The sequence below is a fragment of the Nocardia sp. NPDC052566 genome (assembly GCF_044547285.1).
Taxonomy (GTDB): Bacteria; Actinomycetota; Actinomycetes; order Mycobacteriales; family Mycobacteriaceae; genus Nocardia.
Genome location: NZ_JBIUAF010000001.1, coordinates 1,731,696 through 1,745,466 on the forward strand (window position 1 = coordinate 1,731,696; position 13,771 = coordinate 1,745,466).

At 62.1% G+C, this 13,771-nt stretch carries 14 protein-coding genes and 1 pseudogene; 9 read left to right on the forward strand and 6 right to left on the reverse strand.

The genetic code is table 11. The features are described 5' to 3' along the window. Positions 1-86: 86 nt before the first annotated feature. Positions 87-881: a HEAT repeat domain-containing protein gene (locus tag ACIG5A_RS07190; RefSeq protein WP_397238675.1), complete on the forward strand. Its 795-nt coding sequence runs from the start codon at positions 87-89 to the stop codon at positions 879-881. A gap of 11 nt (positions 882-892) precedes the next feature. Here ACIG5A_RS07190 and ACIG5A_RS07195 read toward each other — a convergent pair whose 3' ends face one another. The 4 genes from ACIG5A_RS07195 to ACIG5A_RS07210 form a co-directional block, all read right to left on the reverse strand. Next, positions 893-1,987, reverse strand: a complete 1,095-nt coding sequence (locus ACIG5A_RS07195) for a hypothetical protein (RefSeq protein ID WP_397238677.1) — start codon at positions 1,985-1,987, stop codon at positions 893-895. A 47-nt stretch (positions 1,988-2,034) separates the two neighbouring features. After that, positions 2,035-3,426 carry a cytochrome P450 gene (locus ACIG5A_RS07200; RefSeq protein WP_397238679.1) on the reverse strand — a complete coding sequence of 464 codons (1,392 nt, stop codon included), beginning with the start codon at positions 3,424-3,426 and terminating at the stop codon, positions 2,035-2,037. 65 nt (positions 3,427-3,491) lie between these two features. Next, positions 3,492-4,535 carry a polyprenyl synthetase family protein gene (locus ACIG5A_RS07205; RefSeq protein ID WP_397238681.1) on the reverse strand — a complete coding sequence of 348 codons (1,044 nt, stop codon included), beginning with the start codon at positions 4,533-4,535 and terminating at the stop codon, positions 3,492-3,494. 212 nt (positions 4,536-4,747) lie between these two features. Then, a complete protein-coding gene (locus ACIG5A_RS07210; RefSeq protein WP_397238683.1) occupies positions 4,748-5,275 on the reverse strand; it encodes a beta-ketoacyl synthase N-terminal-like domain-containing protein in 528 nt (175 codons plus the stop codon). Positions 5,276-5,578: 303 nt separating this feature from the next. On the opposite strand from ACIG5A_RS07210, the gene ACIG5A_RS07215 reads away from it, so the two are divergent. Continuing rightward, positions 5,579-6,652: a hypothetical protein gene (locus ACIG5A_RS07215; protein WP_397238685.1), complete on the forward strand. Its 1,074-nt coding sequence runs from the start codon at positions 5,579-5,581 to the stop codon at positions 6,650-6,652. Here the strand turns inward: ACIG5A_RS07215 and ACIG5A_RS07220 are convergent. Next, entirely contained in the window at positions 6,601-6,939 is a 339-nt protein-coding gene (locus ACIG5A_RS07220) for a hypothetical protein (RefSeq protein WP_397238687.1), read from the reverse strand. The two genes, ACIG5A_RS07215 and ACIG5A_RS07220, sit on opposite strands and share 52 nt — an antisense overlap. Positions 6,940-7,404: 465 nt before the next feature. Here ACIG5A_RS07220 and ACIG5A_RS07225 point away from each other — a divergent pair, with 465 nt between their 5' ends. The 5 genes and pseudogenes from ACIG5A_RS07225 to ACIG5A_RS07245 all read left to right on the forward strand — a co-directional run bounded on the left by ACIG5A_RS07225 (position 7,405) and on the right by ACIG5A_RS07245 (position 10,721). Beyond that, a complete protein-coding gene (locus ACIG5A_RS07225; RefSeq protein ID WP_397238689.1) occupies positions 7,405-7,653 on the forward strand; it encodes a hypothetical protein in 249 nt (82 codons plus the stop codon). Positions 7,654-8,000: 347 nt separating this feature from the next. Then, positions 8,001-8,168, forward strand: a pseudogene (locus ACIG5A_RS07230) (transposase); the annotation flags it as partial. Positions 8,169-8,323: 155 nt separating this feature from the next. Further along, positions 8,324-9,277: an isopenicillin N synthase family dioxygenase gene (locus ACIG5A_RS07235; RefSeq protein ID WP_397238691.1), complete on the forward strand. Its 954-nt coding sequence runs from the start codon at positions 8,324-8,326 to the stop codon at positions 9,275-9,277. A 14-nt stretch (positions 9,278-9,291) separates the two neighbouring features. Beyond that, a complete protein-coding gene (locus ACIG5A_RS07240) occupies positions 9,292-10,065 on the forward strand; it encodes a VOC family protein (protein WP_397238693.1) in 774 nt (257 codons plus the stop codon). Beyond that, positions 10,062-10,721 carry a UbiX family flavin prenyltransferase gene (locus tag ACIG5A_RS07245; RefSeq protein WP_397238695.1) on the forward strand — a complete coding sequence of 220 codons (660 nt, stop codon included), beginning with the start codon at positions 10,062-10,064 and terminating at the stop codon, positions 10,719-10,721. The genes ACIG5A_RS07240 and ACIG5A_RS07245 overlap by 4 nt, the downstream gene beginning before the upstream one ends. Positions 10,722-10,809: 88 nt before the next feature. Here ACIG5A_RS07245 and ACIG5A_RS07250 read toward each other — a convergent pair whose 3' ends face one another. Further along, a complete protein-coding gene (locus tag ACIG5A_RS07250) occupies positions 10,810-10,938 on the reverse strand; it encodes a hypothetical protein (RefSeq protein ID WP_397238697.1) in 129 nt (42 codons plus the stop codon). Between the two features lie 494 nt (positions 10,939-11,432). Here ACIG5A_RS07250 and ACIG5A_RS07255 point away from each other — a divergent pair, with 494 nt between their 5' ends. Next, a complete protein-coding gene (locus tag ACIG5A_RS07255; protein WP_397238699.1) occupies positions 11,433-12,134 on the forward strand; it encodes a polyprenyl synthetase family protein in 702 nt (233 codons plus the stop codon). A 53-nt stretch (positions 12,135-12,187) separates the two neighbouring features. Beyond that, positions 12,188-13,180, forward strand: a complete 993-nt coding sequence (locus tag ACIG5A_RS07260; protein ID WP_397238701.1) for a hypothetical protein — start codon at positions 12,188-12,190, stop codon at positions 13,178-13,180. Positions 13,181-13,771 lie beyond the last annotated feature (591 nt).

Here is a 13,771-nt window from a genome sequence, read left to right on the forward strand (position 1 = left end):
GTGCGAGTACCGACGACAACCGCTCTCGGACAGGGAACCCATTTCTGCCGAGGAGCATCATGACAACCGCGAAAATCACGCTGCACGTGACCGACGCCGATTTGGAACTACTGCGGCGCAGCGCGGCTGATTTCGACAGCACGGATCTGCAGACCGCAGCCGAGTACATCTATGCCGAATTCGCCGAACTGCCCGGCGGCCAGCGGTTTCTCTACGACCTTCCGACCAGAATCCGATCCACCGCCAAACTCCTCGCCTTCCTGATCGGACAGGTCAATACGGTGCCATTCGAGACAGATCAGACAGGTCACGTTTTCGAAGCCGTGGGGACAGCGCACGCACGAGCAGAGCTGCCACTCGCACTCGTCGAAGAAGGGCCTGAGGTTTTCGGCCGATGCCTGGCGAAGGTCGCGGCCGAGCAAAATCACGAATGGATTCCCGATTACTCGGCGGCCTGGGAGCGGCTCATGCGCGGCGGCGTCGAAATCCAGAAGCAGGCGTACGTGACACAGCGCTGGCGTACCCTCACCGCACCAACCTACCCACAGCCGCCATCGACTGGCAGTGAATTTCGCGACGCTATGCGCCTCATGCGAGGCAGCAACCCGCAGCAGCAGGAAGACGGATTCCATCAGCTGCGTCAGCACGCCGCCGAGCATCTGGACGACCTCATCGAACAGTTCGAACAAGAACAAGACCGCCGACTCCGGTGCTGGCTACTCGAACTCATCGGAGGAACAAAATCACCAGAGGCGCTGCCCATCCTGTCCGCACAGCTCAACAACCCCGACAAATCGCTTCGAGATTGGGCCGTCTGGGGCTTGGCCAAACTGGACACATCCCAGGCGCGCGCGCTGCTCTGGCAGCACTGGGAATCCTGAACCTGCCACCCTTATCGAAATGCGGTTGCCGCGGTCTGCTCAGTACGCCACCACCAGGCGATGTCCGGATAGGGGGGCGCGGTGTGGTCGCGTTGACTCCAGAACACCGGTTCCTCCGAGACCATCGTGACTCGGGGCATTGCGTCGCGACCGATCACCGACTCGCCTACGTACCGCGCACTGCGAATCATGAACTCCAGGCCACCGGAAATCCAGAACGGAAGTTCGACGGCGAGGCGGGCCACGTTCAGCCGAGGATCAGCCAGCAGGGCCTTCTGTCGCCGACGTACGAAACACACCATCCGCTCGTACAGCTCCCACACCGCGCCGGCGGCCTCGGCGACGCCGATTCCTCGCTCCCGGGCAACAATTTGGACCAGATTGAGTTTCGCGTTGCCGACGATGATCTCTTTGGGAAGACTGATCACCTCATTGGCGATCACAATCGAAAGGACCGTCGCCTCGGCGAATGCCTGTACGGCGATATCGCAGTATTCCTCATCCGTCAACGAATGTCCGCTGGCCGCCGCCGTGTATGGTATTGCCATCACCATACCTGACTTATTCAGGCGCATCCGCAGGAACTCGGCGACAGTAGGCGGCTGCGAACGATTCTGCAGCATACCCTTCCACATCTGTCCTGTGTACCACGCGAACCCCTCCGCTCGTTGCCGGTACATATCGGTGGGACCGAAACATCCCTCCATCAGACGAAAGCAGTCACGCAAGCTCTGCAACCATTTATCATCCGGAACAGGCGCCGCACAGGGCTCCCGTGCCACTCGGACCGCCTCGGCAACATGCAGGCCCAGCGCCACGGGATCAGCTGCGAGGTCGTCCAGGTAGCTGTCCCAAAGAAATCCCCACTGACTGTAACAGGCGACAGCAAGGAGAGATTCGAACCTTGCGAACGGGAGACAAAGCCCCATCGATCCACCCAAGTTCAGCGCGTTGCTGTCTTCTCCTCCCTGACATAGGCCATATCGGGTAGCCCACTTCGTTGATTCGACCTGCACTTTGTCGGTTTCAGGGTGCTTCCCGGAGGGAAAGGGGCACCAGATCGTGACTCCCCTGCCGGAGAAGCCCCAGTATTCCGCAATATTCATCGCCTTCCCGGCCTCCCACTTGTGATGAATCGTGCCCGGCTCCGCTTTCAGTGTTTGTCGGCTCTCGGAGAATCTGGTCGAGTGCGTAAGCGCATCCGCATGCGGAGGTGAGCCGGCCGCAGCACGATGCCGAGGGCAGGACGAACAGGCTGGCCACGAACGAGCTCCAACCGCACGCGGGCGGCGATAGTCGCGAGGGCGAGTGTGGCTTCGGTCATAGCGAACCGGTCACCGATGCAGGTGCGAGGGCCGTCCCCGAAGGGGAGCAACCTCTCGTCACGCGGAACGAGGTGGTGGGCCGGATCGAATCGGTCGGGGTCGAAGCGCTCGGGCTCGGTGAATAGGTCGCCACGGTGGTGAAGCAGGTACGGACTGTAGGCGACCGACGTGCCGACCGGCAGCGTGTACTTGCCGAGGCGCGTAACGCTGGTGGTGACACGAGTGGCAAGCCATGCGGGCGGACATATACGCAGGGTCTCGGTGACGATCTGGCCGGTCAGCTTCAGTTGGTTCAGGTCGACGTGGGCGGGCGATCTCCCGGCAAGGACGATGTCTACCTCGGCGTGCAGCCGCTGTTCGATATCCGGGTTGGCCGCGCCGAAGTACAACGCCCAGGCCAGCAATGCCGCAGTGGTCTCGGTGCCCGCGAGAAAGAAGGTGATGACCTGGTCGATGATTTCGGCATCGGACATCTCCGAACGATCGCCGTCGGCTGCGACTGGGGCGCGCCCGGTCACCAGCGCCGACAGCAGATCACCTCGGTCACCGTCGAACGTGCGACGATCGGCGACAACCTCGGCGATGGTGTGCCGCAGCCGGGCCAGCGCACGTTCGAAACGGCGGTTGCTGGGAGTTGGAGCCCTGGTCAGCAACCGCGGCATCAGTGTTCGGCGATAGAACCCCTCGAACAGTACCGTCAAGTCGTAAACCGCCTGCTGGAGGATTGGCTCGGGCAGCGAATTGGAGAACAGGGTGGAAGTCGTGGCCCTGGAGGTGGCCTTCTTCATCTCGGCGTATACGTCGAGAACCTGTCCGTCGCGCCAGGAGTCGATCACCCGAGTGACCTGTCCGGTCATCGTTTGCGCGTAGCCGCGAATACGGTCTGGGTGGAATGCGCCCTGGACCAGCCTTCTCTGCTGACGGTGGCGACTGTGCGAGCACAGCACCAAGCCGTCACCGGCCACTTCACGGCTCCCGTCGAAAGTAGGTCCGCCTTTGTCGAAAGTGCGGTCATCACGCAACATCCGGCGAGTCAGGTCCAGATCGCACACCACAACTACCCTTTTCGGGCCGATGCGAACTTGGACCATCTCGCCGTACTGCGGCAGGGAGATCAGAAATCGCCATGGGTTGTGCACCAGAGCGGGAATATGCCCGAGCAGCGGCATCGCCCGAGGCGCAGTGGGGATCGCGGAGGAGATCTTATCGGCGGCGTCCACGGTTGGGCTCCCGTTCGTGCCTTCGCGGCCATGCTGGGCTGGAAGAGGGCTATCTTGTTGACGTGCTACGGAATTCGGTTCTTGATCAGTTCGATCAACGCGGTCAACTTGATGGCGTCACCTTGGCTGGGAACAGCGGTTTTCAAGCACGCCGTGGCCGACTCGAGTTCGTTCTCGATCTCTTGTCGCGCCCATAGTCGGCCACCGGCTTCCTCGATGAGGTCTGCAACCTGCGTCGTCTCCTGGTCGGTGAGGGACCCGGCGGTGGGCTCATAGAAGTCGGCCAACCGGGTTCCGGCGTCGGTGCCGGAGGCGAGCGCGGCTACCACGGGCAGGGACAGTTTGCGTCGACGCAGATCTGAACCGGTTGGCCTGCCGGTGTTTTCGGGGTGACCCCAGATGTCGAGCAGGTCGTCGACGAGCTGGAATGCCATGCCAAGGTGCGTGCCGAACTGGCCGAGCAGATGGCTGCGTTCGGGGTCGACGCCACTGCACAGCCCACCGAGGACGCACGCGCATCGCATGAGGGCCGCGGTTTTGGCCTGCGCCATCGCTACGCATTGTTCGAGGGTGGCGCGGCGATTTGTTTCGAAGGCAATATCGGCGTGCTCACCGTCGATGAGTCGTTGGGTAGCGTCGGCCACCTCGAGCACCGCCGGTGCCGGGCAACGGGCGGCAACTTGTATCGCGAGGAAGAACAGGCTGTCCCCCGCGAGAATGGCCGTCGGGATACCGAAGACACTCCACACCGCCGGCCGGTGACGACGCACGGCATCGGCGTCGATGATGTCGTCGTGAATCAGCGATGCGTTGTGGATCAGTTCGACCGCGGTGGCCGCCGCAACGACGTCATCGGGACACCCGCCAACCGCTCGGGCACATTCGAGGACCAGCGCGGCCCGGATACCTTTTCCACCGCCTGCGCCGTCAGTGTGGTCGTGCCAACCGAAGTGGTATTCGCAGACCGGTCGTATCGAGCCTGGAAGGGTACTCACCGCGGCTCGCAACGCTGGCCATGCCAGCGTGCGCGCATCGGCCAACACGCGACGCGCCGGCGCCCACGTCGGGTCACGATTCGTAGCCGCCGGCATTGTGCCGTATTCGGGCATGGAGCTCTCCTGTCCAGCAGGCGATCTCGCGATCCGGGATAACGTCCCTCGTCAACCAGTATGAATCCGCGGGCGACTCACCGTACGAGTTTGCCGACAGGACTCCGCGCCGATATGGTTCTGATCGACGGCGATCCACTGACCGACATCCGAACCACCCGCCGGATTCAACGCATCTGGTGTGCCGGAATCGATTGCGCTGCTGTCGGCCGCTAAGCAGCAGGACCGTCGAACGCCGTCGCGGCCAGCATTTGCTTGGGCAGCTCGAACCGCTTGGCGACTTCCTGCTCAAACGAATCCGCCCACGATTCCAGGCGATCGACATTGCGCCGCATATCGCGGAAGCACTGTTCGGCGGTCTTGTCCGTGAGCAGGTCCAGATCGAGCAAGTACGAGACACGGTTGGCGACAATACAATTGGTGATTCCCGTCATCGTATGACCGCCGATGAGGTAACGATTGACCGGATTCATCTGGAGTACGGCATAGCCGTGACTCGAAATACCGCTATACACAGCGATTTTCGTGCCAGCGAGGCGTTCGGGAACGATGCCCGCATCCTGCAGCGCCTCCCATGTCGTCTCGAGAAAGAGGCGCTGCTGGGGATCTATACGTGCGGCCTCCGCATATGCCCCGGGCGACCATGCGAACAGCGCCCGCTTGCCGCCGTCGAACCGATCAGAACCTGTATTCTTGGGGCTCGGTTGGATAATCGACCCATCTGCTCCCAGTGCTGGCAAGCCTCTCTGGTCGGAGAGATCGGGCTCGACAGCCGACCCCAAAAACCTTCAGCCACAGAGAAACACGCGAATTGCCGCAGCGGAACTGGATGGCCGGGTGATACCGACCGACTGCGGTAGACGCCGGTCCGACGTCCAGCCCCAAGTGAAGCGGGTTCGGCAGCGCTTTCGGAGGGCGCGGTGACATGATGGGTACCGGGTCACGGGATGAGGCCATCGGGATCAGAGTTCTGCAGCACCTATCAATTCGTCATCCTGCGGCCAAGAGCTCGCACGTTCGGAATCAATAGCTGGGGGCCTGTGATGACTGCGGATCTGCCCGAAGGGTTTCTGAGTTTCTGGATGCCGATCCAGGCCCAAGTCGCCCCGAATCGACAGACTCTCACTGGAGAGTGCGTCGCCTGGGCGCGCGAAAAGCACATCGGCGGAGGCGATCCCGACGTGGCCGCCGTGTACGGCCACTCCGGCGCCTCGCTTCTGGCATATGCTTTTCCACATGCTACAGGGCCGATGCAGCGGGCATTGGCGGATTACAGCGCATGGGCTTTCGTCCCCGACGACGTCGCCGACGCAACAATCAATGGATCGCCACCACGGACTTGTGAGGTGGTCCACGAGCTGAGCCGGTTGGCACGTATGACACGATCACCCGACTCATGGGCTGATGACACCACGACTTCAGAGAATGCCCTGCGGGACACGATCATCCGAATTCGCGCCCACTGCAGCGCAGTGCAGTTCGAGCGGTTCTGGCGCCGCCAAGAGATCTGGCTGTTCCAGCTGGTGTGGGCGACCGCACTGCGGGAACGCGGAATCCCTCCCGGCGTGAACGAGTACATGGCCATGCGGATTGGTTCCGTCGGCCTGTACGCCACCCAGGGATACATCCACCTCGTGGAGAACATCGAACCAACCAACGCCGAGCTCGCCCGCCCCCTCGTTCAGGCCGCCGCCGAAGCGGGCCTCACGGTCGCCACCCTGGACAACGAACGCTACTCGAGCGTAAGAGAGCGGGCACTCGATCAGGACGAGCTCGCCCTCGCCAGCGCGCTGCGCGTCGACTCCCCCGGCCTGACCGCAGCGGAATCCATGCGCGGTGTGGTAACCATCCGCGACCGAATCCTGGCTCTCTACCTGCGATTACGCGACCAAGTCCGCACCGATGCCAGCCCCGACCTGCACAAATATTTCACAGGTATCGACCTTGTCATTGCCGGCAATGTCGCCTTCGGCGCCCGTGCGGCCCGCTACCTCAACCCCGCCGCCGGCCGGACATACCAGACCACATCCGCCACTCCGGAAGGACTCAGTCGCGAACCGCTGCCCTATCCGACCATAGCCTGGTGGTGGCACCATCTCCGCGGGGAACGGGCTTGATTCTCACCATGCTCAGCCGATCCGCTGCGGTCATTGGCGGCCCAGGCCCACGCGTTGTAGTCCGAGAATGCCTGCGCGACATCACCCTTCGCGAGGGGACTCAGGTAGGCGGCCATGGTTGCGCCCGTCTGGGCGAACAGCGCAGCGCGCTGATCGTCGCCTTCGCCCAGGTCGAACCGATGGGCCCAGGCCAGGGTGCGTTTGCGCAAAGCATCGGCTTCACCGCTGACCGGCCCCGCGAGCGGACAGTAGAAGGTCAGCAAGCCCTGCGGTAGGTCGAGCGTCATCGTCTTTCTCCCCGTCGGCCGACAATCAGCGGCGCCTTGCTGTGTGCCCGGCGGTCAGCGGCCTGGATAGCTTCATTGCTATCACAACTTGACGGCATGCCGACCCGACTTGTAGGGCCACCACCGCCAACATCCGCTCCGCCGCGGGGATCGTGCTGTGCAGCGGCATGTTTCGCTCACCGGCGCGGTTGCTGGCATTGGCTACCAACAGGTCCAGGCGTACGAGATCGATCGACGTCAACCAGCTTCTGCGCATCATGCTGATCGACGAATGCCCAGCAGTCAGTGCTACAGGTGGATGGCACCGGAATTGCGACGTACGCCTCAACCCAACGCCTGGACGGTAGCCAGACAGTTGCTATAGGCTCATCGCAAACAACGTACATGAGACAGTGAGTATCACCTATGCGGCGGTCGGCTCGCTCGGCGGTTCAGGTGGTCGCTGAATACGCAGGAGGTTCCGAGATGAAGCGCGTCGCCTACCCGTTGGGGATCGCACTGACAACGTTGGTCGTGGCGAGTAGCGGTGCCGGCATCGCCAACGCCAATCCTCCCGGCCCGGCAGAGCCGCCGACGAACACCGCGCCCGCATGCCAGTTCTTCGGCCCGCCGCTGTACCAGGCAGTGCTCGCGACGCGGAATCCCGAGCTGAGCTGGGCGAACTATCCAGCTGTTGTAGCACTCTCGCTGTTCTGCGGCTACGGCAAGCCCTAGCCGACAATCGCCGCAACCCACCACCCGGACGCCGAACCGATACCAGATCGGCGCCGTCGGCAGCCCGCCCGATCGGCGGACCGGTCGCCACGTTCGGGATAGGCGGCGCGGATACGTTTGCACTGCAACAGGATTCGGCTCGATTCCGCAGGCCACAGCTGCCACCTCGACCGCTCCGGTCATGGCCAACGGAGCCGGGTTCGCGCAATGCCTGCCCATCCCTACACCGTTGAACGGGCAGTTGATTTATGCCGTTGGTAGACAGTGTCTCACGTCGTTTTCGGTATGTCGCAATCGGTCGGGCAGCATGATGTTCGGCCGTGACCGACGTGCTGTCCAAGCGGGTGGTGCCCGATGAGTTGTGGAAGTTGGTCGAGCCGCTGCTGCCAGCTTTCGAACGTCGCCCTCAGGACGGCGGTACCGCGCCGGTCGACGAACGGGCGGTGTTCACCACAGTGGTTTACGTGCTGACCAGCGGTTCTGCGTGGCGGTTGCTGCCGCCGTCGTTCGGGGTCGACGGCGGGTCGGGCGGCGTGCGTCTTCGTTCGATCTGTCCCTCGCATTCCCGCTCGTGGGGATATCGGTCGGCTCCGGCGAACTGGCTGGATAGCATGCCCGCAGTTCAGAACAGGCCCTGTGGACGCGGGTGAAACGGATGGGCAGGATTACGGTGGACTCGATTCCAACAGTTGAGCTGAGCCGCACCGTCGAGGCCGGAGAACTGAAGGTGGTCGCCGCTGAAGTGGATCGGGCGTGCCGAGAAATCGGCTTCTTCCGTATCGAAGGTCACGGCATATCCGACGATTTGATAGACACGGTCTATGCGGTTTCGCGATCCTTTTTCGATCAGCCGGACCATGCCAAAGCGAAATGCAATTCGGCGGACAGTTCTTTTCTCGGCTACCGGGGCGTCAGCACGCTACACGCGTCGACCTCCGAAACCAGCGCTGGACACGATCTCAAGGAGACCTTCACGATTGGCCTCGACCAGACGGAGGCAGGCCTGCAGCCGAGCGAGTCGGAGTTCTTTCCCGCAAATATTTGGCCCGACGATGTAGCGGGTTTTCGCCAAGAGTTCGAGTCCCTCTATTCCGAGATACGATCGCTGGCTTCGCGGCTCGGCGCTCTGTTCGCCGCCGCACTGGAAGTTCCTTGGGATTTCTTCATCCAGCGGATGGATATTCAAACCAGCTGGCTGACGTCGATCAATTACCCCGGGAATCGACCGGCTCGGACCCACGGACCGCTTCGGTTCGGCGCACATCGAGACCGCGGCTTCTTCACGATTCTCTCGACAACCGGTCCGGGCCTCGAGGTTCAGCTGGAGTCAGGGGAATGGGCGTCCATTCCGAACATTCCTGGAAGTTTACTCGTCAACGTGGGTAGCATGCTGGCTGGCTGGACCGGGCGGCGATGGGTCGCGCGAATGCATCGGGTAATCGAGGTCGACGACGGGGTCGGTTACTGTCGACGACGGCAGACGCTGGTGTTCTTCTGTAATCCCAACCACGACGCCACGTTGGATCTGCTTCCTTTCGCTGGCACGAAACCTCGGCCGGTATCCACCGGCCCCTCGGTAACCGCCGGGGATTACCTTCGTTCGATGCTGGCCCTCTATCGGTAAGGGGAACTCGACACATGCCCGCGGTATCGACTATTCATCGCCAGGGTGACCTGGTCCACCCCGAGCTGGTATGCGCAGACTTGGCCGGAGATTGCGACTTCTATGCGCAGTTGTTCGGCTGGGAGTACACTCCCGGGGTAGTAGGTCCGCACTACATCGCCACCATCGGCGGTATGGATTGCGCAGGATTGGCACATACCGTCACACGCGCGGACAAGGTTCCCACCGGGTGGGGCCCCTATCTTGCGGTCGACGATCCGGACCATGTCTGCAAGATTATTGTGGAGTGCGGCGGAAATGTGGCCATGGCTCCGCGCAACATCGGGGAATTCGGTCGCATCGCGTTCGCTGCCGATCCATTCGGAGCGGTATTCGATCTGTGGCGGGGCGGCCCGGTGCCCGGCACCCACGTGATCGGTGAGCCCGGCACGATATGCATGGCCGAACTCATAACCCCTGATATCGAGAAGTCCAAAATCTTCTACTCGACAATTTTTGGGCTGGAGTTCGCCCACCACAGCGCCGGCGATACGTCCGGATTCGGCACTGTCGATACCAATGGCCTCCAACTTGTCATATCCCCGCGGACGACGGAGTCGGCTCGCGATCGGAATCGATGGCTCGTATACCTCGGTGTCACCGACGTTGCGATAACAATCGCCCGCGCTGTCGAACTCGGCGGGGTACTCGTGCGCCCCGAGTCCACGGTGCACGGTCAGCGGACGGCACTGCTGGGCGACCCGCACGGCGCCACCGTCGGAATTGTCGAATTGGCCGCTCAGACATGACGACTCGCGACGGACATCCCAGCGCGGGACACGATAGGCCGACTCGCCTCGTGGTCGGCATCACCGGCGCGACCGGAGCCATCCTGGGCATCCGCTTTCTCGAGGCACTGCGCGATCTGGGGGTGGAATCGCATCTGGTGATGAGTGAGTGGGCGGAGCGCACCATCAGGATCGAAACGGACTACAGCGTGGCCGATGTGTGCGCGCTGGCCCATACCTACTACCAGAAGGGCAATCAAGCCGCTCCGGTTTCGAGCGGGTCATACCCGGCGGACGGCATGGTGATCATTCCGTGCAGCATGAACACGTTGGCCCCTCTCGCCAATGGACTGGCCGACAATCTGATACACCGTGCGGCCGATGTCACGCTGAAAGAGCAACGCAAGCTCGTGCTCGTGCCCAGAGAGACTCCACTGAGCACAATTCATCTGCGCAACATGCTGGCTCTAAGTGAGGTGGGTGTGTCGATCGTCCCTCCGACGCCTGCGTTCTACAACCACCCGGAGTCGGTCGACGAAATCGTGCTGCACATCGTCGCCCGCGTCTTGGATCAATTCCGGATCGACAATCAGCTGACGCGCCGCTGGCGGGTCGATCCGAGTTTGCACAATTCGACCCTGCCGAAGTCGGGCCGGGAAAACGGTCAAACCGTTTGACCGATGAACCCTGATCTGCCAGACACCATACGAGGTATCGACTATATCCACATTCATCTCAGATCATCTTCCTGCCGAGCTCATGGAGCTATTCGGCGCCGCGGAGCGCGAGCGCGCCGAAGGTCAGTGCTTCATCGTGGTCACCGCCGACCAGGACTACACCCCGCGCCCATGCCTGCTCAGCATCGGCGAAATACTGCTGGTCGATGATCGGCATCTGCGAATTGTGGTGTGGCCGGACAGCAGGACCACGGCAAACCTCTACAGGGGCAATCCGACGCTCATAACGTGCGCGCGCCCCCCGGATACATTCCACATCAAGGCTCGTCCTCGCCCACTACCACCCGCGTCCACCGAGAATCTGGAGCGCTTCGAGTTGGAAATCTCGAGTGTCGAACGAGACGGTCATGATGGAATGCCGGTAACCCAGCCGATGTGGTTCGCAGCCCCCGACAATCTCCGTGACACGGTTCGACAGATGTGGCGAAGTCAGCTCGAGGTCCTACGTCATTGAACAGACCGTCGACACCACGATGGTCGGGGTATCAACCGGACCGGCGGCCATCGTCGAGCTGATCCCACCATGCGATGATCGGGTACGGCAATGGTTCCCGTCCCCGGTCGCTGGGCTTGTCCACGCGCGTGATCGCCTGAGCTGCCTCCGGGGAAAGGTAGCGAACGGCCGCGGCGGCAAAGCCCAAATTGCCGCTGATGATGTGGTCCAGTCCGACGATGTACCGTGCCGATGTCACCTTCGAAACCAGCCGTGAGGTGACGCTGTCACAGCGTCTGGCCATGACCCGCGCCAAGACCGCGGCCCTGACCGAATGCGCCTGCACCCTGGGCGCCGTCTGTGGCGGCGCCGACGTGGAACGCGGCCTGGAGGAGTTCGGTATGCATTTGGTTATGGCATTGCAGCTCGTCGATGACCTGCTCGACAACTGGGGAGACCCCGAGATCACCGGTAAACCAACAGGTTCGGACATCCGCCGCTGCAAGATGTCGCTGCCCGTGGTAGCCGCCCTCACCTCCGGCACCGAGCCCGGAGCCCGGTTGACCCGCCTCTACCAGCCCATCGCCGAAGCTTTCACCGACGAACAGATCACTCAGGCCGTCCGCCCCATCGAGCAAACGGGCGCCAGGACCTTGGCGCTACACGAAATCGAACACGAACTCCACTTGGCCACAACGTGTCTAAACACCGCCATGCCCGACCCCGATTGTGCCGCCACGCTCACCGCACTGCTGACGCTGATCATTGACCGAATCCCCGCAGCACGACCAAACAGACGACCGTCACACGACCTTGAGATCGCCATCCCACCCCTGGAGACATGTGACGATCTCCCGCTCCTCATTAAGCGGCATCGTTCCAGCCCATCCAGCTCGCCTGCCACCCGAGGAGAATCATGATTGCCCTGCCACCTCTGTATTGCCCTATCGCCCCCGTAGTGCACCCCCGTGCTTTGGACATAGACGAGCGTGCCCGGCTGTGGATGAGCACCTGTCCGATACCCGAAGACGACGACAGTCGCACCCGACTGCTGAACTCCCACAGTGCCGCGTATGTGGCCTGTTGCAGCCCACACGGTATCGATGAACGACTGGAACTGGGCGGCAAGTGGTTCCTGTATGCCTTCGCGATGGACGACTGGTTCGAAACCCGCACCTCCCTTGACGAAATCATCGAGACGTGCGCCATAATGCAGCAGATGCTGGAGAACCCGGGGGCTCCGCCTCTGACCGATCTGCCGTTCACCGAACATTTCGCCGAGCTGATCCGTGGTTTCCGCCGCTATGCCACCGATATCCAGTACGACCGAATCGTTACCGGATACCGCACCTACCACCAGGGAATCCCGTGGGAAGCCAGCTATCGCATCGCGGGCAGCCCCATCAGCCCAACCGTCCATCCGGTCATACGTGCGTGGTCGACAGGCTTCAATGCGTTCCTCTCCGCCCTGGAGGTCTACAACGATCTGGAAATCCCCGGCAACGAGTACGCGCAACCTGCGGCACGCACTTTGCGTGAGATCACCGGGCTCCTGTTGACGTGGGTAAACGATTTCTTCTCTGCGGACAAGGACCGCCAGCAAGGCGGTGGGCAGAACAGTCTCGTCACCGCTTTGATGGATCACCACGGTTACAGCCTCACCGAGGCTACGGTCGAGGCCATCACCACCTGGAACCGCGTCATGGACCTCTACCTCCGGCTACGCAACCAGCTCGCCGTGTCAGCCGGACCAGCGCTGTCCCGATTCCTCGAGGACACAGGCAACATGATCACCAATGTGATCCACTGGCACGCTGGCAATCCGCGCTACGGCAGCCAGCCCCCGATGGCCGTCACCGCCAATCCACCAGCCCCCTTTACAGGCCCCCTGCCCAATGCGGTAATCCGCAGCTGGTGGGATCACCTCACAACCCCCGACGCACGTTTCGAGACCCGCCGCCAATAGCGGTCCATCGTGATGGGACGGAGTCATCGCCTGTATGTGATTGTTCGCCAACGGTTTCCAGCAGGCTGCACCATTTTGGGCAACTGCGATGACATCAGGGTTCGTGTCATTCCGGACTACCGCGAACCCTCATGTAGCGCGAGCTGTGGGGTTTAGTCCCCGAACAGACAGGGTAAAAATTGCTGGAACATTGCGCTCACGTGTGATTCGTGGCGTATCAGCCACCGCTCATTCCCTCGGGACCGCAGTTTTTGGGAGACCCTGGTGACAAACAAGAATATCCATTCCGGTTGTGGTGAACGAAATCTCGCGCGATGAGCTCACAAGACGCGACCACCGCAACTCCCCTCCTCACCGGCGAACTCCTCAGCACCCACACACGAGCATCGATCGTGGTGAGCAGACCAGCACCGTATCCGGCCAGCGGCGGGTGGCGCTGTCACGTCCGCATCGAACACAAGTCGAAGCACCTAGAGCATTCCCAGGTCGTCGCCCCTACGCTGCGAGAAGTCGTACACATGGCGGTGGAGTTGGTGACGAACCGTTTGCGGATAACCGATGCGGAGCTCTTCGCCTGCGTGACAATGGGAT